This is a genomic window from Clostridium sp. BJN0001 (assembly GCF_022869825.1).
Taxonomy (GTDB): Bacteria; Bacillota; Clostridia; order Clostridiales; family Clostridiaceae; genus Clostridium.
Genome location: NZ_CP094971.1, coordinates 2,654,190 through 2,676,112 on the forward strand (window position 1 = coordinate 2,654,190; position 21,923 = coordinate 2,676,112).

At 29.1% G+C, this 21,923-nt stretch carries 23 protein-coding genes and 11 tRNA genes; 10 read left to right on the forward strand and 24 right to left on the reverse strand.

Annotation, left to right across the window (positions count from 1 at the left end):
* Window positions 1-339 precede the first annotated feature (339 nt).
* The 7 genes from MTX53_RS12815 (at window position 340) to MTX53_RS12845 (ending at window position 6,109) form a co-directional block, all read left to right on the forward strand.
* Entirely contained in the window at window positions 340-879 is a 540-nt protein-coding gene (locus MTX53_RS12815; RefSeq protein ID WP_244834124.1) for a hypothetical protein, read from the forward strand.
* Between the two features lie 138 nt (window positions 880-1,017).
* Window positions 1,018-1,494, forward strand: a complete 477-nt coding sequence (locus tag MTX53_RS12820; RefSeq protein ID WP_244834125.1) for a dUTP diphosphatase — start codon at window positions 1,018-1,020, stop codon at window positions 1,492-1,494.
* Window positions 1,495-1,543: 49 nt separating this feature from the next.
* A complete protein-coding gene (locus MTX53_RS12825; protein WP_244834126.1) occupies window positions 1,544-1,975 on the forward strand; it encodes a DMT family transporter in 432 nt (143 codons plus the stop codon).
* A gap of 21 nt (window positions 1,976-1,996) precedes the next feature.
* The gene (locus MTX53_RS12830) at window positions 1,997-2,812 is read left to right on the forward strand and encodes an MBL fold metallo-hydrolase (protein ID WP_244834127.1); all 816 of its coding nucleotides are present in this window, start codon (window positions 1,997-1,999) and stop codon (window positions 2,810-2,812) included.
* A 65-nt stretch (window positions 2,813-2,877) separates the two neighbouring features.
* A complete protein-coding gene (locus MTX53_RS12835) occupies window positions 2,878-4,101 on the forward strand; it encodes a S8 family serine peptidase (protein WP_244834128.1) in 1,224 nt (407 codons plus the stop codon).
* Window positions 4,102-4,176: 75 nt separating this feature from the next.
* Window positions 4,177-5,139: a DnaD domain protein gene (locus MTX53_RS12840; RefSeq protein WP_244834129.1), complete on the forward strand. Its 963-nt coding sequence runs from the start codon at window positions 4,177-4,179 to the stop codon at window positions 5,137-5,139.
* Window positions 5,132-6,109, forward strand: a complete 978-nt coding sequence (locus tag MTX53_RS12845) for an ATP-binding protein (RefSeq protein WP_244834130.1) — start codon at window positions 5,132-5,134, stop codon at window positions 6,107-6,109. Before MTX53_RS12840 ends, MTX53_RS12845 begins: the two co-directional genes overlap by 8 nt.
* A gap of 87 nt (window positions 6,110-6,196) precedes the next feature.
* Here the strand turns inward: MTX53_RS12845 and MTX53_RS12850 are convergent.
* The 11 genes from MTX53_RS12850 to MTX53_RS12900 form a co-directional block, all read right to left on the reverse strand.
* Window positions 6,197-6,273: transfer RNA gene (locus MTX53_RS12850), tRNA-Asp, on the reverse strand.
* Between the two features lie 19 nt (window positions 6,274-6,292).
* Window positions 6,293-6,368 (reverse strand) — tRNA-Val (locus MTX53_RS12855).
* Window positions 6,369-6,386: 18 nt separating this feature from the next.
* Window positions 6,387-6,461, reverse strand: a tRNA-Glu gene (locus MTX53_RS12860).
* Between the two features lie 11 nt (window positions 6,462-6,472).
* Window positions 6,473-6,547 (reverse strand) — tRNA-Thr (locus MTX53_RS12865).
* A gap of 13 nt (window positions 6,548-6,560) precedes the next feature.
* Window positions 6,561-6,637, reverse strand: a tRNA-Asp gene (locus MTX53_RS12870).
* 19 nt (window positions 6,638-6,656) lie between these two features.
* Window positions 6,657-6,732, reverse strand: a tRNA-Val gene (locus MTX53_RS12875).
* A gap of 18 nt (window positions 6,733-6,750) precedes the next feature.
* Window positions 6,751-6,825 (reverse strand) — tRNA-Glu (locus MTX53_RS12880).
* A gap of 11 nt (window positions 6,826-6,836) precedes the next feature.
* Window positions 6,837-6,911, reverse strand: a tRNA-Thr gene (locus tag MTX53_RS12885).
* 13 nt (window positions 6,912-6,924) lie between these two features.
* Window positions 6,925-7,001, reverse strand: a tRNA-Asp gene (locus MTX53_RS12890).
* Window positions 7,002-7,020: 19 nt separating this feature from the next.
* Window positions 7,021-7,096, reverse strand: a tRNA-Val gene (locus MTX53_RS12895).
* Window positions 7,097-7,112: 16 nt separating this feature from the next.
* Window positions 7,113-7,187 (reverse strand) — tRNA-Glu (locus tag MTX53_RS12900).
* A gap of 470 nt (window positions 7,188-7,657) precedes the next feature.
* Here MTX53_RS12900 and MTX53_RS12905 point away from each other — a divergent pair.
* Window positions 7,658-8,905: an NAD(P)/FAD-dependent oxidoreductase gene (locus tag MTX53_RS12905; protein ID WP_244834131.1), complete on the forward strand. Its 1,248-nt coding sequence runs from the start codon at window positions 7,658-7,660 to the stop codon at window positions 8,903-8,905.
* A gap of 62 nt (window positions 8,906-8,967) precedes the next feature.
* Here the strand turns inward: MTX53_RS12905 and MTX53_RS12910 are convergent, their stop codons facing one another.
* Together MTX53_RS12910 and MTX53_RS12915 are read right to left on the reverse strand one after the other, a co-directional pair.
* Entirely contained in the window at window positions 8,968-9,150 is a 183-nt protein-coding gene (locus tag MTX53_RS12910) for a DUF1858 domain-containing protein (RefSeq protein ID WP_244834132.1), read from the reverse strand.
* 86 nt (window positions 9,151-9,236) lie between these two features.
* Window positions 9,237-10,523, reverse strand: coding sequence for an adenylosuccinate synthase (locus MTX53_RS12915; protein WP_244834133.1), 1,287 nt, complete (start codon window positions 10,521-10,523; stop codon window positions 9,237-9,239).
* A gap of 230 nt (window positions 10,524-10,753) precedes the next feature.
* Here MTX53_RS12915 and MTX53_RS12920 point away from each other — a divergent pair, with 230 nt between their 5' ends.
* A complete protein-coding gene (locus MTX53_RS12920; RefSeq protein ID WP_244834134.1) occupies window positions 10,754-11,920 on the forward strand; it encodes a malic enzyme-like NAD(P)-binding protein in 1,167 nt (388 codons plus the stop codon).
* Between the two features lie 96 nt (window positions 11,921-12,016).
* Here the strand turns inward: MTX53_RS12920 and proC are convergent, their stop codons facing one another.
* Window positions 12,017-12,817, reverse strand: a complete 801-nt coding sequence (proC, locus tag MTX53_RS12925) for a pyrroline-5-carboxylate reductase (RefSeq protein WP_244834135.1) — start codon at window positions 12,815-12,817, stop codon at window positions 12,017-12,019.
* Window positions 12,818-12,923: 106 nt separating this feature from the next.
* On the opposite strand from proC, the gene MTX53_RS12930 reads away from it, so the two are divergent.
* The gene (locus MTX53_RS12930) at window positions 12,924-13,253 is read left to right on the forward strand and encodes a hypothetical protein (protein ID WP_244834136.1); all 330 of its coding nucleotides are present in this window, start codon (window positions 12,924-12,926) and stop codon (window positions 13,251-13,253) included.
* Here the strand turns inward: MTX53_RS12930 and MTX53_RS12935 are convergent, their stop codons facing one another.
* The 10 genes from MTX53_RS12935 to MTX53_RS12980 all read right to left on the reverse strand — a co-directional run bounded on the left by MTX53_RS12935 (window position 13,254) and on the right by MTX53_RS12980 (window position 21,751).
* Window positions 13,254-14,591, reverse strand: a complete 1,338-nt coding sequence (locus tag MTX53_RS12935) for a replicative DNA helicase (RefSeq protein ID WP_244834137.1) — start codon at window positions 14,589-14,591, stop codon at window positions 13,254-13,256.
* A 35-nt stretch (window positions 14,592-14,626) separates the two neighbouring features.
* Window positions 14,627-16,504, reverse strand: coding sequence for a Lon family ATP-dependent protease (gene lonC, locus MTX53_RS12940; RefSeq protein WP_244834138.1), 1,878 nt, complete (start codon window positions 16,502-16,504; stop codon window positions 14,627-14,629).
* Window positions 16,505-16,516: 12 nt separating this feature from the next.
* Window positions 16,517-16,963 carry a 50S ribosomal protein L9 gene (gene rplI, locus MTX53_RS12945; RefSeq protein WP_244834139.1) on the reverse strand — a complete coding sequence of 149 codons (447 nt, stop codon included), beginning with the start codon at window positions 16,961-16,963 and terminating at the stop codon, window positions 16,517-16,519.
* A gap of 4 nt (window positions 16,964-16,967) precedes the next feature.
* Entirely contained in the window at window positions 16,968-18,893 is a 1,926-nt protein-coding gene (locus MTX53_RS12950) for a DHH family phosphoesterase (protein WP_244834140.1), read from the reverse strand.
* 20 nt (window positions 18,894-18,913) lie between these two features.
* Window positions 18,914-19,234: a MazG-like family protein gene (locus tag MTX53_RS12955; protein ID WP_244834141.1), complete on the reverse strand. Its 321-nt coding sequence runs from the start codon at window positions 19,232-19,234 to the stop codon at window positions 18,914-18,916.
* Window positions 19,235-19,461: 227 nt separating this feature from the next.
* Window positions 19,462-19,716: a 30S ribosomal protein S18 gene (gene rpsR / locus MTX53_RS12960; RefSeq protein ID WP_244834142.1), complete on the reverse strand. Its 255-nt coding sequence runs from the start codon at window positions 19,714-19,716 to the stop codon at window positions 19,462-19,464.
* Window positions 19,717-19,742: 26 nt separating this feature from the next.
* On the reverse strand, window positions 19,743-20,210 hold the full coding sequence (locus MTX53_RS12965) for a single-stranded DNA-binding protein (RefSeq protein WP_244834143.1): 468 nt from the start codon (window positions 20,208-20,210) through the stop codon (window positions 19,743-19,745).
* Between the two features lie 13 nt (window positions 20,211-20,223).
* Entirely contained in the window at window positions 20,224-20,508 is a 285-nt protein-coding gene (gene rpsF, locus MTX53_RS12970; RefSeq protein ID WP_244834144.1) for a 30S ribosomal protein S6, read from the reverse strand.
* 140 nt (window positions 20,509-20,648) lie between these two features.
* Window positions 20,649-20,852 (reverse strand): DUF951 domain-containing protein, encoded by a 204-nt coding sequence (locus tag MTX53_RS12975; RefSeq protein WP_244834145.1) that lies wholly within the window; start codon window positions 20,850-20,852, stop codon window positions 20,649-20,651.
* A gap of 2 nt (window positions 20,853-20,854) precedes the next feature.
* Window positions 20,855-21,751 (reverse strand): mechanosensitive ion channel family protein, encoded by an 897-nt coding sequence (locus tag MTX53_RS12980; RefSeq protein WP_244834146.1) that lies wholly within the window; start codon window positions 21,749-21,751, stop codon window positions 20,855-20,857.
* Between the last annotated feature and the right edge of the window lie 172 nt (window positions 21,752-21,923).

The following is a 21,923-nucleotide window of genomic DNA, read 5'->3' on the forward strand; positions in this document are numbered from 1 at the left end:
ATCTTAATTATTATAACATAAAGTTTAGTTATTTAAATAACTTTTTATCATAAACTCTCACTTTTTTAGGTGTAAATTTACTAGAATTAAACGTTATGTTATAATTTAAATAAATTCGGTCTTATTTTGATTAGAAAGGATAATAACGGGACTGTTATTATTGAATATTTATTTACTATATTGTATAAAATAAACAATAAATTACAAAAGTTTGTTTATAATATTTAAAGAGGTTATCGCTTATAAATTTTTATTAATGCGAAAGCCTCTAAATTTTAAATAACATTTATATTTTAACCATTTATTTTATATTAATTAATCAGTCCCTGGTGATTTATTATGAAATATTATATCGTAGCACTATTTGATGAAAAGACTTATGAAACTATACTTCCCATTCAAAGAAACATGTCAAGAAAGTTTAAAGGAAGTAGAAACTCTCCATGCCCATTTATTCCAATATTATCTTTTGATAACAATGACATAGAACATGTAGATTCTATTGTAAAAAAAATAATAAGCCCTCATAAATCATTTAGAATTGATGCTTTAAATTCCGTATCTGCATCAGAATCTAAAAAAAGTATAAATTTAAAAATTGATAATAAAGGATATATAGTTAAGATAGCAAATGAACTTGAAGATTTTCTTTCGCTTAGTGGAATAAATGTAAAAAGATATAATAACCTTTATGTTTCTCTTGCAAATTGCAACTATGTTCCAAAGGATTTAAAAAAACAAATAGTAAAACTTAATTTTCCTGAACTTTTTGATAAAGACAATATATTGAAATTAAGAATAAAAAAGTTTGAAATTTGGAAGACTCCTTTAGTGAAAAAAGTATACTCGCTAAAAAATTATGAGCTAAAAAGTTTTTAATATATTCCATTATTAGAAAGCGAAGTATTTAAATACTTCGCTTTTTTTTAAATATTTTTTTTGTATTCGTTTTCCAGGCTTTCTTTTATAATTCAGATTTTGTAAAATAGAACTAGTTAACTTTTTAGGAGGTTTTATATGGACATTCAGTCAATGTTTAATGCACAAAAAAATTTTAATAATACTTTTAAAATAAGTCCTGAACTAAATCTATATAAATTATCTGCAAGAAAACATCTTGAATTCGAAATTAAACTTGGTCAACTTGCAGATGAAACAAAATGTTTCAATTATTTATTAAATAAAAAAAATATTATAGATATTGATTCAGTATTTAATAAATACATAACGTGTATTTCTATGGCATTAACCCTTGGACTTGATAATAACTATACTGATCTCATATCGGCATCTACATATCCTAATGACTATTGTCTTAGCGATCAGTTTTTAAATCTTTATATAGATATAAATGATCTTTTAGCGTCACCATCATTCGATCATTATATAACTCTTATAGAAGATCTTTTAAGTCTTGGACTTACATTAGGATTCTCAGAAGATAAGATAGAACAAGAATTTATAAATAAATCATTTGAAAAAATAGTTCTTTAAAAGGACTATTTTTTTTTATACTGGTAATACTATTTCCGAGGTGACTTTCATGTTTGGAATTTTACTAGCTATTATATCTGGTTTATCAATGACTATTCAGGGTGTATTTAATACACAACTTGGTGAAAAGATTGGTATTTGGGAAACCAATGTTATCGTATCAACATCTGCCTGTCTTATTACGGTTATATTATCATTTTTTTTTAGAGACGGAGATTATTCCATGATAAAGGATTCAAATAAACTATATCTTCTAGGTGGTGTATTAAGTATTGTTATTACATTTACTGTAATGAAAAGTATTTCTCTTATGGGACCTTCATATGGAATCGGCATAATATTAATTGCACAAATATTTTCAGCCGCTGTAATAGAAGCTTTAGGTCTATTTGGCAGTGATAAAGTTAAGTTTTCCTTAAATGAATTCATTGGTATTGCTATTATGATACTTGGTATTGTAATATTTAAATGGAAACATTAATTAAAGGAGAGTTACAAAACTTTGAAAATATTATCAAATATAAATTTTTTATTTCATCTTACTTTAAACAATATACATCAATACTTTGTAAAAAATGAGTTATCAAAAACTGATAAACTTTTAAATAACTCAATAAACTGGTATGGCCATGCAACAACACTTATTAATATGTCTGGCAAAGTAATAATTACAGATCCTGTTCTTGGTAAAATGCTTGGCTATTTTAAACGTGTTACAGATATTCCTTATAAAATAAACGATAAAAAAGTTGATTATATACTTTTATCGCATGGTCATATGGATCATATGAGTTTTACATCTCTTGCAAAACTTAATAAAGATGCTGTAATAATAATCCCAAAAGGCTATAAAAAAATAATTAGACTTCTAGGTTTTAAAAAAATAGTACTTCTTCATCCTGGTGATACTTATGAGGACAAGTATATAAAAATCAAGGCTTTTAAAGCTAATCATGATGGGAGACGTTTTTATATTGGAATAGATAACGAAAGTATTTCTTACCTTATAGAAAGAAATAATAAAAAAGTTTTCTTTGCAGGTGATACTGCCTTTACTCATAACTTTGATGGAATTTCAGCTGATGTAGCATTAATGCCAGTTGGATGTTACAAGCCAGAAAGATTTTTATCAATGCATTGTAGTCCAGTTCAAAGTTACAACATGTTTAAAAAACTAGACTGCCCTATTATGATTCCAATTCATTATAAAACATTTAAAATATCACTTGAAAATTTTAATGAAACATTAGAGCAGTTAATAAGTTTTCATGATAGTTCAATTAAAATTATAGATATTGGAGAAACATATAAATTCTAAATTATATTTAACATTATCAAAAAATTTCATATAATATAATGAACTAATATAATTTAGAGAGTACTATGTTTCATATAAAAAATAAATTTGACAACAATCTTAAATATTACATTTCTAACGGCTACTATAGAAAATATAGAGTGCTTATAAAATATAAGAAATTTGAATCTTCTATAGCTAAAAAAATTAAAAAGTTAAACGGGGAAGTTATATGTGACATTCCCCTAATAAATCTTATATGTGCAAATATGTCTTCTAAAGCATTAAAAAGAATTTCTGAATATCCTGAAATTATAGAAATACATTTAGATGAATTTTTTATTCTATCTTCAGTTTCATCATCATTTAAAAAGAAAGTAAATCTTTCTCACAAATTTACTCTTAAAGGTAATGGAATTGGAGTTGGAATAATAGACAGCGGTGTATATCCTCATAATGATTTAATGTACCCATCCCATAAAATTAATTTTTTCTTAGATACTATTAATAATTTAAACTACCCTTATGATGACAATGGTCATGGTACCGCCGTAGCAGGGCTTATATCAGGAAGTGGTATCTTATCAGAGTATAAATATAATGGTATAGCAGAAAAAACCAAACTCTTTTGCATAAAAGCATTTGACTGTTATGGTAAAGGATACGTTTCAGATATTTTATATTCTATAGAAGTCTTAATAAATATTGCATCTGAAAATAATATAAAAGTAATATGTCTTCCCTGTGAAATGATGTCTGATAATACATTTATACTTTCTCTTTTTGATGAAATTTTTGCCTTTGCAGTATCAAAAGGATTAATTCCTATAGTTCCTGCTAAAACTATATCTAATTCTGAAAATTTACCTGGTAATTTAGGAATCGGACTATTAAAAAATTGTATAACCGTAGGAGGCGTTGATACTTCTCATAGAGAAATAGATATATATAAATATTCTTCTCGTGGATGTTTATTAGGGAAAAATATGAAACCTGATATTTCTGCGCCATGCAGTAATATAATATGTCTTTCATCAGATACTGAATATATATCAGAAAGAAATGGTTTAAAATTATATCCTAGAAAATTAGATAAACCTTACAGAATTCTTAGTGGAACTGCTCTTGCTGCTTCTTATACTGCAGGATTATGCTCCCTTATATGCGAAAAATATAATGATGTATGTTTAAATGATGTTTTATCAATACTAAAGTTATCAACTGATGAAACTTCTGATATATCTGATTTAATTATAGGAAATGGTGTTATAGACGTTAATAAATTATTTAACTCCAAATCAGAATATTAGTAATACTATTTATGATATAATAACCTTTAGATATAAATTTAATGAAAGGCTGGTAACAAACTGTTGAGTACACTTATGCTGAAAAACAGATTTCTTGATTTTACACCGGTAAGTAATATATTTATAGAAAAGTATATGGTAAAAGCACGTGGAGAGTTTGTAAAAGTATATCTCCTTCTTCTAAAGCATACTATATTTGGCGAACCGGGAGTAAATACTCAAATGCTTGCATCTTCACTCAATCTTTTAGAGTCAGATGTAATGAATGCTCTTAATTACTGGAATGATGAAACTGTAATAAAATTTCGTAAAATAGATAACTTAGGTAATTTTAGTATTGAATTTCTAGATCTTAATGAAGACTTTGAAAAATCTAATAAAAATCTAGATTTATTAAATGAACTTGATAATTCAAATACTAAAGATATGTTAAAAGATATTGAAAGCCTTCTTGGAAGACCTCTTTCTCCAAATGAAATGTCTATGTATCTAAGCTGGCAGAAAGAATTTAATTTTTCATCAGAGCTAATATATATTCTGATGGAATACTGTATATCACGTGGTAAAAGTGATCCTAGATATATAGAAAAAGTGGCAATAAACTGGCATGATATGAATATAACAACTGTTGAAGAAGCTCAAAATCTAATAAAAAGAAATGAAGACAAATGGGTAAGCATAAGAAAAATTCTTGCTTATCTTGGACTAAATGATAAACAGATAATGAAGCCACAGCAAGATATGATTGAAAAATGGCTATTTATTTATAAATTTCCACTTGATGTTATATACAAAGCATGTGATATATGCTCAGAACGTTTAAATAGAGCTGATCTTAAATATATTGATGGAATTCTTTCAAAATGGAATAAAAATAATCTTAAAACAATAAAAGATATTGCACTAAAAGATACAAGACCACAAAAGCCAAAAAATAAAAACACTAATTCAAAATTGAAATTCAATAATTTTAAACCACGAGAATATGATTATGATGAATTAGAGAAAAAACTGTTAGGATGGGATAAAGATGATTAAAGGCTATCAAGCAGAGATAATGAAGATATATCAGACTATACGAGATAATGAAGATAAAAAACAAAAAGAAAGAAGAAATGAAATTAAAAAAAAATATCCTGAAATAATAGAAATAGAAAATAAGATTTCAAAACTCTCTCTTAATATGGCAATAGATATTTTAAAATCAAAAGATAAAAATAATATTATAGAAAATTATAAAAATAAAATGACAGATTTAAAAATGAAAAAATGTGAACTTTTAGTTTCAAAAGGATACGATTCTGACTATCTAAATCATCATTACGACTGTCCAAAATGCAAAGATACTGGTTTTATTGGCACAGATAAATGTTCATGTTATAAAGAAAAACTAATACGTCTTTACTATAAGAATTCAGAACTTCAAAACATAATATCTGATAAGAATTTTGATACTTTTGATATTAATCTTTTTTCTACTCATAGAAATGAAAATGAGAAATATTCTCCAAGAAAAAATATGGAAAATAATCTTGATTATATAATGAAATCATATATACCCGATTTCAATAATATAACAACTAATCTTTTATTCTATGGTAATCCAGGAAGCGGAAAAACATTTTTATCATACTGCATAGCAGAAACACTTTTAAACGCAGGATATCTTGTTGTATACAGAACTTCTGAAGAACTAATTGATAACTTAAGAGATGTTAGATTTAATAATGATAATAATATTGAGGAACTTCTTCTTGATTGTGATCTTCTTATAATTGATGACTTAGGATCGGAACATTTAAATGAATTTTCAGTTTCTGAATTATTTTCTTTCCTAAATAAAAAAATATTAACAAATAAAAAAATGCTTATTTCTACAAATCTTACATTACCTGAAATTGTTAAAAATTATAGTGAAAGAATTTCATCAAGACTTATTGGAGATTTTAAACTTTGCAAATTTTATTCTGACGATATACGAATAAAAAAGAATTTAAACAATAGATAAACTAAATATTATGCTATTTATAATAAAAAGAGGTTTTCTCTTTTTTTATAAATAAAAAAAATACCGATATAAAATATCGGTATTTTTTGGCGACTCAGGAGGGGATCGAACCCTTGACCTCCGGCGTGACAGGCCGGCACTCTAACCAGCTGAGCTACTGAGCCATATTATATATTATACTTATGGTGGGCACAACAGGGCTCGAACCTGTGACCCTCTGCTTGTAAGGCAGATGCTCTCCCAGCTGAGCTATGCGCCCATAAGTTTTTAATTAAAATGGTGACTCCTACGGGACTTGAACCCATGTTACCACCGTGAAAGGGTGGTGTCTTAACCACTTGACCAAGGAGCCATATATTTATTTGGAGCTGGCAATAGGAATCGAACCTACAACCTGCTGATTACAAGTCAGCTGCTCTACCGTTGAGCCATGCCAGCTCATAAGTAAAATTGGCGACTCAGGAGGGGATCGAACCCTTGACCTCCGGCGTGACAGGCCGGCACTCTAACCAGCTGAGCTACTGAGCCATACTATAAATTTTACTTATGGTGGGCACAACAGGGCTCGAACCTGTGACCCTCTGCTTGTAAGGCAGATGCTCTCCCAGCTGAGCTATGCGCCCATAAGTTTTTAATTAAAATGGTGACTCCTACGGGACTTGAACCCATGTTACCACCGTGAAAGGGTGGTGTCTTAACCACTTGACCAAGGAGCCATATATTTATTTGGAGCTGGCAATAGGAATCGAACCTACAACCTGCTGATTACAAGTCAGCTGCTCTACCGTTGAGCCATGCCAGCTTATAAGTAAAATTGGCGACTCAGGAGGGGATCGAACCCTTGACCTCCGGCGTGACAGGCCGGCACTCTAACCAGCTGAGCTACTGAGCCATACTATAAATTTTACTTATGGTGGGCACAACAGGGCTCGAACCTGTGACCCTCTGCTTGTAAGGCAGATGCTCTCCCAGCTGAGCTATGCGCCCATAAGTTTAATTAAAATGGTGACTCCTACGGGACTTGAACCCATGTTACCACCGTGAAAGGGTGGTGTCTTAACCACTTGACCAAGGAGCCATATTGTTTAAGTTACGCTTAATTTATTGTGTCAAGCGCTAATCACATAGACTATAATACCTAAAATATTCGATTGTGTCAACACATTTTTTAAAAAGTTTTTATTTTATTTTTTTATTTTTCTATTTTTCTACTTTTTCTGCGCTATTAAAAATAGATGTTATCCCACTTATAGAGCCATTTATAATTATATATTACTTTTAAAAATTTCTATTTTTTATTGATATAAATTAATAAAAACTTCTTTCTAAAAATTCTATTAATACTTATATTTATATTTATATTTTTGATAATTGTTCCAAATAAATCTATTTATAGAAAATAATTTTACTCTAAATAAAATGTTTTAAATTATATAAATTTTTATCTTTATATGTGGTGTTCTTTATACTTATTATTAATATTCCTCACTTTTAACTTTATTATTACTGTGATAAAATTTATTTATATAATTTTGATGGAGGTGTACTATGTTTTTTCACGACTTAATAATACTAGGCGGCGGTGCATCCGGTCTTACTGCTGCAATTTGTGCAAAAGATTTAGGAATGGATGTTGCTATAATAGAATCTAACGATAGAATAGGAAAAAAGATACTATCCACAGGAAATGGAAGATGTAACATATCAAATAGTAAAATTGAAAGTCCATATATTAATTACCATAGTTCAAATAAAAATTTTTATAAAGAAATCTTAGATAATTTTTCAGTTTCAGATACAAAAAATTTCTTTATGTCATTAGGACTTCCTTTTACTGAACTTAGTGACGGAAAAATGTATCCTTCATCTCTTCAAGCATCCTCTGTTGTAGATATTTTAAAACTTGCTTTAGATGAAAGAGAAATACCCGTGTATACATCATGTAAGGTTAAGGATGTATCAAAAAATAAAAATTTTGTTCTCGTTACATCTAACGATGAATATAAAAAATTTACCTGTAATAAATTAATACTCGCATGTGGCGGAAAATCAGCTCCAAATTCAGGCTCAGATGGATCAGGATTTAAAATAGCTAAAATGTTAGGTCATTCAATAGTTGAGCCTCTTCCAGGGATTGTACAGCTTAAACTTGATTATCCTCACCTTAGAGCTTTATCTGGAATAAAATTTAATGGAAATGCATCACTTTTTATAGATAAGACTCTAAAAAGAACATGTTTCGGAGAAATATTATTTACTGACTATGGTATTTCAGGTCCTCCTATACTTCAGCTTTCATCAGATGTATCAAAGTTCCTTTCAAAAGGACATAAAGTATATATAAATATTGATATGTTTCCAGAAAAAACTCTAGATTCATTAACTGATCTTTTAATGAGTCACTTTTCAGTATTTAGTTATAGGGAAATAAGCTCATCTCTTATTGGAATAATAAATAAAAAGCTCATTCCAATAATTTTAAAAGATACAGGTATTGCTAATATTCATGAAACATGTGATATGATAGACTGGAATCTTATTAATGACCTTATTAAAAAATTTAAAAGCTGGAATTTTATATGCACAGGTACTAAAGGCTTCACAAACGCTCAGGTAACCGTTGGAGGCGTTAACACTAATGAAATAGATAAATATACTCTTGAGTCTCTAAAATGCAAAAATCTGCTGTTTTCAGGCGAAATTATGGATGTAAACGGAGACTGTGGTGGATTTAATCTTCAATGGGCTTGGAGTTCTGGATATATAGTAGCAAAATCTGCATATAATTTAAAATAATTATTATATAAAAAAAGAGAATCTGATTATTAATATCAAATTCTCTTTTACTTAATGTATTATTATTTATTTAAAGCTGCAACTAAATCATCAATATTTATTCCATGAACCATTGCTGCTTCTTCAAGAGTTTCTGCTTGAGCAGATGGACATCCAACACATCCCATACCAAAATTCATTAATATTGGCACTTTAGAAGAATCTGTTCTTACTAATTCACCTATTGTCATATCCTTATTTATCATAAATTTTCACCTTCTTTTTATTTATCTGCATTAAAATTATATTTTATAAAAAAAGAGAAGTCAATACCCGACTTCTCTTATCATATTTATATGTTATCAACTCTTATTGTCTGATCTCTTCCTGCTCCAACACCTATTAATGATACTTTTGTTCCTGTAAATTCACTTATTCTCTTTAAATATTTCTTTGTTGTATCTGGAAGTTCATCAAAGCTTCTTGCATCTGCTACTTTTTCGTCCCATCCATCAAATTCTTCATAAATAGGTTCGCACTTTGCAACATCTTCAAGACTTGCTGGGAAATAATCAATTATCTTGCCATTGAACTTATATCCAGTACATATCTTTATCTTAGAAAGACCTGCAAGTGTATCTATCTTTGTAACTGCAAGTGAAGTAAGTCCACTTACTCTTGCTGCTGTCTTTACTATAACAAGGTCAAGCCATCCACATCTTCTTGATCTTCCTGTAGTTACTCCATATTCGTGTCCGCTTTCTCTTATCCAGTTTCCTGTTTCATCATTAAGTTCTGTTGGGAATGGTCCTTTACCTACTCTTGTAGTATATGCTTTAACTATTCCTACAGCGCTGTCTATCATATTAGGTCCTATTCCTACACCATTTGCAACTCCTCCAGCTACAGTATTAGAAGATGTTACGAATGGATATGAACCATAATCTATATCAAGAAGCATTCCCTGTGCTCCTTCAAATAATACGCTTTTATCTGATTTTATAGAATTGTAAACTTCAACAGAAGTATCTTTAACAAAAGGTCTTAACTTTTCTGCATATTTTAAATAATCATTTAAAATAGTATCATAGTCTAATGCTTCCCCGCCTAAAACTTTTGTTATATAAGCATTCTTCATATCTATGTTTTCTTTTAATTTTGCTTTAAATACATCTTCATGCATTAAATCACATACTCGTATTCCACATCTTTCGAATTTATCTGTATAACATGGTCCTATTCCCTTACATGTAGTTCCAATGTCATTTTTTCCTCTTGCTATTTCTTTTAATTTATCTAAGATTTTATGATATGGCATAATAAGGTGAGCTCTATCACTTATGATTAACTTTTCTGGCGTAACCTTAACCCCTACACCCTCTAAATACTCAATTTCTTCAAATAAAGCGCTAGGATCTACTACTACACCATTTCCTATAACATTAAGTTTATCATCATAGAGTATCCCTGATGGAATAAGGTGAAGTTTATATTCCTTGTCTCCAACAACTACTGTGTGACCAGCATTATTTCCTCCTTGAAATCTAACAACAACATTAGCTTCTTCTGCTAAATAATCTGTCATCTTTCCTTTTCCTTCATCGCCCCACTGTGCACCTAAAACTATAAATGCTGACATATTTCTGCCTCCCTTAAATAGATAAGCCTTTGGCTCCTATTTATAATTATAAATTAAGATTGACTAATAATTTTTTAGTCTCCTTATAAATAGTAGCAAAGTAAAATTATTTGGTCAACTATGTATCGAATATTTTTTTGCTTTTTTTAAAAAATATTCGTATAATTAATTTATATGTTTAAACTTAATATATTAATATCGTTTACTAGGAATAAGGGAGGATGCTGTTTATGAATATTTATGAAGAATCTTTAAAGTTTCATGAAGAAAAAAAAGGTAAATATGAAATAAAGCCAACATGTGAAGTTAAAAACGCAAAAGACTTAAGTCTTGCTTATACACCAGGAGTTGCTGAACCTTGTAGAGCTATTGCTAAAGATCCTGAAAACGTATATAAATATACAAGAAAATGGAATACAGTTGCTGTAATATCAGACGGAACAGCCGTTTTAGGACTAGGAGATATAGGTCCACTTGCTGCACTGCCAGTAATGGAAGGAAAAAGTGTTCTTTTTAAAGAATTTGGAAACGTAGATGCTTTTCCAATAGTTCTTAACACAAAAAACGTTGATGAAATAGTTTCTACAATAGTTAATATTGCTCCAACAGTTGGAGGAATTAATCTTGAAGATATTGCAGCTCCAAGATGTTTTGAAATAGAAAAAAGATTAAAAGAAATTTTGGATATTCCTGTTTTTCATGATGATCAACATGGAACTGCAGTAGTAGTTTTATCTGGATTAATAAATGCATTAAAAATTGTTAACAAAAAACTTACAAATATAAAAGTAGTTATAAATGGTGCTGGTTCAGCCGGAAGCGCAATTTGTAAATTATTATTATCATCAGGCGTAAAAAATATAGTAATGTGTGACATAAATGGAATAATCAGTAGAGATAAAGATTTAAGTGATAATAAATACATGGAAGAACTTTCAAGAATTACTAATCCTAATAATGAAACTGGATTTCTTAAAGATGCAATGAAAAATGCTGATGTATTTATTGGAGTATCTGCTCCTAAAATTGTTTCAAAAGAAATGGTAAAAACAATGAATAAAGACGGTATAATATTTGCAATGGCAAATCCTACACCTGAAATCTTCCCAGAAGATGCTAAAGATGCAGGAATTAAAATCATGGGAACTGGAAGATCTGATTATCCAAATCAGATAAATAACGTTCTTGCTTTTCCAGGAATATTTAGAGGCGCTTTAGATGCACGTGCAAAAGAAATAAACGAAGAAATAAAGGTTGCAGCTGCATATGCAATTGCAAATTCTATAGATGAAAAAGATTTAACAGAAGATAATATAATTCCAAAAGCTTTTGATTTAAAAGTTCAAAAATTAGTTGCTGAAGCTGTAAAAAAAGCAGCTAAAAATAGTAACGCTTAAAGAGCTTAAAATTTATCCACAAAATTAAATAAAAAATATCCACAATGTTGAAAACTTTCTTTCTTCATTGTGGATATTTTTTTATTTATAAGTTATTCACATGTTCATAGATTTTTCTGCACATTTAATAACAGCCTGCATAGCTGCATTTCTAAATCCTAATTTCTCAAGTTCGCATACAGCATCTATTGTTGTTCCTCCAGGTGAACATACTGCATCTTTAAGTTCTCCAGGATGTTTTCCTGTCTCAAGAACCATTTTAGCTGATCCTAGAACAGCTTGAGCTGCCATCTTGTAAGCTTTTGATCTTTGAATTCCAAGCTTTACTCCTGCATCTGCCATTGCTTCAATAAACATATAAACATATGCTGGTGATGATCCACATAAAGCAGTAAATGCATGAAAATCTTTTTCTTCAATCTGTACACATTCTCCAAAACTTTCAAAAATCTTAACAGCTTTATTTAATTCTTCTTCTGTTACATTCTTATTTGGACATAATGCAGACATTGATTCTTCAACTGATGCTGGAGTATTTGGCATTGTTCTTATTACCATTACATCTTTTGAAATAAATTCTTCCATATTCTTTAAACTTATTCCTGCTGCTATTGTTATTATTAATTTATCTTTAGTTAATTTATCTTTTATGTTTTCAATAATATCCTTATACATATAAGGTTTTACTGCCAATACAATTATTTCAGATTTTTCTGCTACTTCTCTATTATCTAATGTAGCTTCTATTTTTAGTGATTCTCTAACTCTTTTTGCAGATTCTTCACTTTTAGTTGATACAATTATTTCATTTTCTTTTATAATTCCAGATTTTATAATCCCTGAAACCATTGCACTTCCCATATTTCCACAGCCAATAAATCCTATTTTTTTACTCATTTTTTAGCCCCCATTAATTTTTTGAAATTTTTAATACAGTCTCCATTTTAATCATAGCATATGATATGTTTTATCCCATAAAATATATATGAAAGGAGGAGGTTATATGAAAAATTCTCTTTTAGTTTATAACAACTCTTTATTTTCTATTGAATCATTCGTTGATTCGATTTTAAAAAATATTTTAGAAATAAAGTGCTCTGTTTATGAAAGTCCATGCTTTTATTATATATCGCTTAAACACCCAGATATAAATGACTATTCATTAGAAGTGAATTTTAAAAATAACTTTTTAATCCTTAAAGTTACTGATAAAAAATACAGAAATACCATATTTCTAAAAAGGATTTTTTATCTAACAAAAATTGAAAAATCACATATATTATTTGAAAAAAGTTTTAATAAAAATACTCTTATAATAGAAAAAGCAGCTTAATTATTCTTTATGTACAACATCCAAATTACCAAATTTACTGAATTGGCCCATCCATGCAAGTTTTGCACTTCCGACTGGGCCATTTCTTTGTTTTGCTATTATGCACTCAGCTACATTCTTATCTTCAGTATCTGGATTATAATATTCATCTCTATATAAAAACATAACAAGATCAGCATCCTGCTCTATTGATCCTGATTCTCTTAAATCTGAAAGCATAGGTCTATGATCAGCTCTCTGCTCTGGCGCTCTTGAAAGCTGAGAAAGTGCAATTACCGGACATTGCATCTCTTTTGCCAAAGCTTTTACCGATCTTGAAATTTCTGAAACTTCTTGCTGTCTATTATCAGTTTGAGTTCCTCCTGACATAAGCTGAAGATAATCAATTACTATAAGATCTATTCCGTATTCTAGCTTAAGTCTTCTACATTTTGAACGCATTTCCATAATAGTCATTCCTGCTGTATCATCAATATAAATATGAGCATTAGAAAGTGGTCCTGTTGCTAATGCAATGTTCTCCCAGTCTTTATCTTCTAGATCACCAGTTCTAAGCTTAAGCATATCTACATTAGCTTCTGAACATAAAAGCTTATACGCAAGCTGTTCTTTTGACATTTCAAGAGAAAAGATAACTACACTCTTTTTTTCTTTAAGCGCAGCATGTTCTGCAATGTTAAGTGCAAATGTAGTTTTTCCCATAGAAGGTCTTGCTGCAATAAGAACCATATCTCCTTTTTGAAATCCTGATGTTTTTGAATCTAAATCTGCAAAACCAGAACCAACTCCTGTAATCTGGCCTTTATTATTAAATAATTTTTCAATTTGTATAAAACCTCTTTCAAGAACATCGCTTAAAGGTTCAAAATCTTTTGAAGTTTTATTATCTGCAATATCAAAAATTTTCTTTTCAGCTTCATCTAAAACACCCTGCACAGTATCTTGCTTGTTATAGCTGTCTTCTATTATTTTCGTAGACGCTTTTATAAGTTTCCTAAGGACTGATTTTTCCTTAATTATCTTTATATGTGCATCTAAATTAGCTGTTGTAGCAATAGATGCACTTAATTCTGTAATATAAGTTATATTACCTGCTTTTTCAAGCATATTAGTGTTCTTAAGATATTCTATAAGAGTCAAAAGGTCTACTGCTATATCTTTTTTAAACATCTCACATATAGCTCTAAAGATTATCTTATGACCATCTCTATAAAAATCTTCTTCTTCAAGTTCTTCAGTAGCTTTTCCAATAGAATTTTTGTCTATTATCATGCTTCCTATTACAGACTGTTCTGCTTCAATACTCTGAGGCAGACTTCTCATCGCTGTCTCATCCACGTGCTCATACCTCCAATTCTATTCAGATACACTTTTTAAAAAACATAATTTAAAATATCATTTATATTTTCTATAGTTTTTACTTCTATTCCAGTTAAATTTTTAGGAATTTCATTTTTATTTTCTTCTGGGACAAGAACTAATCTTATTCCCATTCTCTTAGCTCCATATATCTTTTCAAACACTCCACCTATAGGTTTTACATCTCCATATAAAGATACCTCTCCTGTAAGCGCAATATCCTGTCTTATAGGTTTATTTAAAAGTGCACTTATTATACATGTTGTTATTGCCGAACCTGCAGATGGACCATCTATTTTTCCTCCACCTATTACATTAACATGTATATCATAGTCTTTTATATCTTTATCTGTTATATTTCTTATTACTGATGCAGCATTATATACTGAGTCTTTAGCCATTGAACCTGCAGTCTCATTAAATCTTACTGTTCCAGTTCCTTTTTTCTTAGCATGAAATACACATGCTTCTATTTCTATTGTAGAACCTAAAAATCCACTTACTCCAAGTCCATAAATATGTCCTACCTTTTTCTCATTTAAATCTTTTATTCTTTCAAAAGGAACATATCTTCCTATTGATATTACTTCATTAAGATCTGACATTCCTATTGTAATTTTATCATCTAATTTTTTCTTAGAATATAATGAATATCCATAGGCATCTGTAAGAATATTTATTGCTTTTCTTCCTTCAAATGTATATGAACTTATTTTTTCTGCTACACCCTCTTCTAAATTAACATTTAGCTTACAGGCTGCATCTTTCACTATATTAACTATATCTTCAGATGATAAAGGTTCAAAATATACTTCTGTACATCTTGATCTTAAAGCAGGATTTATTTCTGATGGACTTTTTGTTGTTGCTCCTATAAGAACAAAGTCTGCTGGTGCACCATTATCAAAAAGATATTTTATATATTTAGGAATACTTTCATCATCTGGATCATAATAAGAAGATGAAAATTCTACTCTTTTATCTTCTAATACTTTAAGAAGTTTATTCTGAAGCATTGTATCAAGTTCACCAATTTCATCTATAAAAAGAACTCCTCCATGAGCTTCAGTTACTAAACCTGTTTTAGGCTCTGGGATTCCTATTTCTGCTAAATCTCTCTTGCTTCCTTGATATATAGGATCATGTACTGAGCCTAAGAGAGGATTTGTAATTTCTCTTGGATCCCATCTTAAAGTTGTTCCATCTACTTCTACGAACTTTGAATTATCATCAAAAGGAGTAAATGAAAGTTTCTTTACTTCTTCAAGTGCAAGTCTTGCTGCAGTAGTTTTTCCAACACCTGGAGGTCCATATAAAATTATATGTTGTGGATATGGCGAAGAAAGTTTTGATAAAAGAGATTTAACTGCTCTCTTTTGTCCTATAATTTCGTCAAAATTAGATGGCCTTAAAAAGCTCATTATATTTTTACTAGTTATTTTTGAATCTAAATTTTCTAATGTTTTTAATTTTGTTTTTGTTCTCTTATTTTCAAATCCTTTTTGTTTGTTTATAATTGACATTCTGACATCATCGATATACTTTTCTTGCTTCTCAGCAACTGATCTTTCAACTTCTTCTTCGATTTTGTTTTGAATATATCTTCTTGCCAATAAATCAGATATTAGGCTTTCAGTTCTATCTATAACATCTGCTAATTCTTCTTTTTTAGGAACGGACTTTAAATCTCTTCCTTCTGCTAAAATGACATTAAGAGCAAAAATTCTTTTACATAAATCTTCTGATTGAATATATTTATCAAGTTTAAATCTTATTGTCCTAGCCTTAAATGCACCCTTATCTAAAATATTTCTAGTAATAATATATAGTTGTTTTACCTGAGACTCAATTGATAAATTTTCTTCTATTATTTGCTTAGTGTCAAGTTCCACCTTAAAACCTCCTTAAGCCTGTTTGACTATATTTATTTTCATTTTTGTGCTTACTTCAGGATATAATTTGACTTCTATCTCATATTCGCCTTCAACTTTTATTGCATTCATTACAATTTTCTTTTTATCAACATCAACTTTATAATTTTTCTTAATTAATTCTGCAACATCCTTACTTGTTATTGCTCCAAATAACTTTCCATTTTCTCCAGTCTTAGCTTTAATTGTTACTGATTTTCCTTTAAGTTCTGCAGCTAATTTTTGAGCTTCTTCAAGTTCAGCAAGCTTCTGTTTTCTATCATTTGCTATTTTGTTATTTAAAATATGTAAATTAGAATCAGTTGCTTCCTGTGCTAATTTCCTGGGAAATAAAAAGTTTCTTGCATATCCATCTGATGTATTTATTACTTCTCCTTTTTTACCTATCTTTTTAACGTCTTTTAATAAAATAACTTTCATAATCTTATTCTCCTATCCTTAAACATTTATTTATTGCCTCATCAAGTTTTAATATTGCATCATCTATAGAAATATTACTCATCTTAGTTCCTGCAATATTCATATGACCTCCTCCGCCGAGTTCTTCTAATACTACCTGCACATTTATATCTCCAAGAGATCTTCCGCTTATAAGTACATTATCTGCTATTTCTCCAAGTACAAAGCTTACTTCTACTCCTGCAATATTAAGAAGTTCATCAGCAGCCTTAGCTATAATTACATTATGCACATTTGCAGGTGCTACTGCAACAGCTACACCTTCTTTTATTCTTGCTGACTTAATTGTATCCGCAATTTCAGTATAATCTTCTATATTATCAGCAAACATCTTTTTTATTTCAAGTGGTTCTGCTCCATATGACTTTAAAAACGATGCAGCATCAAAAGTTCTCACTCCAGTTTTAAATGAGAATTTTTTAGTATCAATTATTATTCCTGCTAAAAGTCCTTCTGCTTCAAGTGGAGTAATAGCAGGTTTATCTACCATATACTGTATTATCTCAGTAACCATTTCAGCTGTAGAGGATGCATATATCTCAATATATTTTAACATATTATTTTCTATAATATCAGGGCTACGCCTATGATGATCTATAATTACTTTTCTATCAGCCATATTAACAAGCTGCATACTTTCAACATAACCTTTATTATGAACATCTAAAATTATAAGAAGAGTATCTCTATCAATATTACTCTCTGCTTCATCTACTGAAAGAAATGTATCATTATATTTTTCATCTTTATTTAACATATCAAGATAATATCTTATATCATTTGTTTCTTTTGGAAGCACTATTTTGCATTTTTTACCTAGCTGTCTTATTACACTCATTAGCCCAACTGCTGAACCAAAGCAATCCATATCAGGATTTTTATGTCCCAATATAAATACTTGTCTGCTCTCATATATAAGTTCACTTAATGCTCTTGCAATAACTCTGGCTTTAACTTTTGTTCTTTTTTCTATCTCTTTTGAGTTACCACCAAAAATTTTTAAATCATCTTTAGATTTTACAATTGCTTGAGCTCCTCCTCTTCCAAGTGCAAGTTCTTTAGCTTTTTTAGCATTATTATAATTTGCCATAGGAGACATTCCAAGCCTACCCACACCTATACTAAGTGTTACACGCATAGTATTTCCTTTATTTATCTTAGAAATATCATCTATTATTTTAAATTTTTCACGTATCTCTTTTTCTATATATTTATCTTGAACTGACAATACATATCCAGAAGCATCATATTGCTGTATCATCGCTTTCATGCTTTCAGCATATGTTCTTATATATTTTCCTATTTCCGCTATAACAAGAGGTCTATTTCCTTCATCAGTCTTATTAAGAACTTCTGTAAGATTGTCAACTTCAATAAGCATAATACTCTCTTTTGTAGTTTCATAATCTATAAGCTTAGTAATATCATTAAATGATAAAATATAAAAAGATGTTTCATCGTTTGCTTTTACAGTTCTACTATATACATCATAAAGTTTATCGCTTACATGAATTCTCTGATGATCATTCTTTTTATATCTTTCAATAAGAGATAAATCTAATTCACTTGCTATACTTAAAATATTCATTTCATTTTTTTGCTTTAATGATTCAAACATATTATTATTCCATATAATATCCCCAGATTTATTTATTAATACAATTGGATATATTACATTAAATAAATTTTCAGAAACAGCCTTATCAATTTGATTTATAAATTCATTCTGACTATTTTCCTTTTTATTATAATAATAGAGCTTGTTATAATTATCTATCAGAAATAATAAAAAAATAATAATTCCTATCTCTTGATATTCAATAATATATAATACTATAGATGATACAAGTAGTATTATAGGTCTTACCATAGCTTTCAGCATAGATGTCATATAATGACCTCCTATTTCTATTAATCTGTTCTCTTATTTATATATTTTTTAAGACTGCTTAAACTTTTTCCTTCTTTTTCAATATAATCTTCAGATTTTATACCTAATGACAACTTGTCATTAATTGTATCATCTATTTCTGCAAAAGAATATCCAAGTCTCTGAGCTAAAACATAGAGTATAATTATAGCACCAGCTATAGTATCTATTATCGATTCACGTGCTACATTTCCACTTTTTGCGAGAAGCCTTAATAACTCACCTGCTGAACATACAAGCTGAGCTTTAAGCTTATCAATAATTTTTACGTTCGTTATTATGTTTATATTATTCTTCCTCATAATCACACCTCATACCACTAAAATACACTTTTACCCTGTATACTTATTTTAATTATTTTTAGAATGTAATGCAACTGTTATTACATATAATTCCATATAATAAAACTACTACAAAATACAATCATTTATATTCTGTAGTAGTTTTTTATATTTTATACCAATTAAATAAGAAAAAGACCGCTTAACATTAGTCCTTTGATAAACGATCTTTTTACTCAAATTACTTACTATTCAGTTGTGAATGGTAATAAAGCTATATTTCTAGCTCTCTTAATTGCATCAGTTAATTCTCTCTGATGTTTTGCACATGTTCCAGAAATTCTTCTTGGAAGTATCTTTCCTCTTTCTGTAACATATTTTCTTAATTTATTAATATCTTTATAATCTATAGATTCAGCCTTATCAACACAGAAAGCGCAAACCTTTTTTCTAGATCTTCTCATTCTGTTTCCTGGTCTTTTTCCGTTTTCTTCTCTAGACATTTTTTATTCCTCCTTACCTCAAAATTTTAGAAAGGCATATCTCCATCATCAACAGGAGTCATGTCTTCTTCGAAATTGTCACCGCCAAATGGATCTTTTCCTTTATTTGGTGATGACGAATATCCGTTATTATCATTGTTGCTAAAACCATCTTGTGATGAATTACTATGTTTACTTCCTAAGAATTCAATACCTGCATATGGATCAGCTACAACTTCTGTAACGTATCTCTTTGTTCCATCTTTAGCATCATAACTTCTAGTCTGTATCCTACCAGTAACTCCCATTTGACTTCCTTTGCTCATGTAGTTTGCTACATTTTCAGCCTGTTTACCCCAGATAACTACTGGAATAAAATCAGCTTCTCGCTGATTAGTTTTAGAATTGTATCTATCAACGGCTAATGTTAAGGTTGTTACTGCTGCTCCTGTACCAGGAGTAAACTTAAGTTCTGGATCTTTTGTTAATCTTCCAATTAAAACTACCTTATTCATTTTTTACACCGTCCTATGCCTGTTTAACAATGATATGTCTTATAACACCATCTGTTATTCTGAATATTCTATCTAATTCTTTTGGTAATTCGGCATTTCCAGTAAATTCAATTAAAGTATAATGTCCTTCATTAAACTTCTTGATTTCATAAGCAAGCTTTCTCTTACCCCATGCATCAATGTTATCTACTGTTCCGCCACCATTTTCTATAACACCCTTAAATTTTTCAACGTTTGCTTTAACAGTTTCTTCGTCGAATGATGGGTTTAATATGAATATAGTTTCGTATTTTCTCATCAATTTCACCTCCTCCCCTCGGACTAACGGCTATGCTTTACATAGCAGGGATTACATTAAATCATTATATCATCACTTATATTTCAATGCAAGTATTTGTTAAAATAAAAAAATAGGGAATGTTTCACGTGAAACATTTCCTATTTTTCATCTTTCTTATCTTTATCTATTATAGCTTTTGCATCTTTTTTAAATTTTGCTCTTGGAATCATTACTATCCTACCACACTCAATACATTTTATTTTTATATCAGCACCGACCCTTATAATTTCAAATTTACTATTTCCACACGGATGTTGTTTTTTCATTTGAACTATATCTCCAAGATTAAATTCATCAATCATTCTTATTCTCCTTTCTTTTCGTTATTTATAATCTGTACTTTATTATAAGGTATTTCAATTCCTTTTTCATCTAATTTCATTTTAATTCTTTTTCTAAGTTCCATTTCCATTGAAAGTCTCTTCATAGTAACACTTTTTCCAACAACTCTTATAGTTACCCCAGATGCGCCAAGTGCTGCTACGCCTAAAACTTCAACAGGTTCTTTAATAAATTCTGAATATTCTTGTTGGAAAGTATCTGAAACTTCCTTTATAACTTCAATAGCATTATCAATATCCTCTTCATATGCTATATCAACATCTACTACAAATCTTACATGTTCCTTAGAATGATTTGTTATCTCTGAAATATTACCATTCGGAATCAAATGTAGATCTCCATTAAAATCCAAAATTACTGTTGTTCTTATTCCTATGCTTTTAACTATTCCACTATAATTAGTAATTGTAATATAATCTCCAACTCCAAACTGATTTTCAAATATTATAAAAAATCCATTTATAATATCTTTTATAAGATTTTGTGCTCCAAAACCTAAAGCTACTCCTCCAATACTTGCAAAAGTAAGCGATATGTTTCCAAAAAAATGTGCAATAATAATTGTAATTCCTATAAAATAAACAGAATATTTTAAAATACTTTTTAACATTTCACCAATAGTTTTGGCTTTTTGAGCATTAAGTGATAACATTGCATCACTTTTTACTTGTTTATTTACAAATTCTTTTATTGTTTTATTTCCTATTTTTATAACTAAAAACATTACTATTAAAACTACTGCTATAAATATAACGCCATAAATTATACTGTTAATGACATATTCCATTTCTTTAAGTGATATTATATTTCCTCCAAAATTTAATTCTTCAGGTAATACAATAAGTAAAAAGTTTCTCATAAACACCTCCAAATAATCTTATGTTCACTAATTAATTATATATAAAATATTAAAATTGTAAATTCCAAATTTAAATTTATTTTTACTGAAATTTAATACATTTTATCATATAATTAATACTATAGATTGAGTAGTCACGGAAACTAATTTAGTAATTGTGATTATTTATACA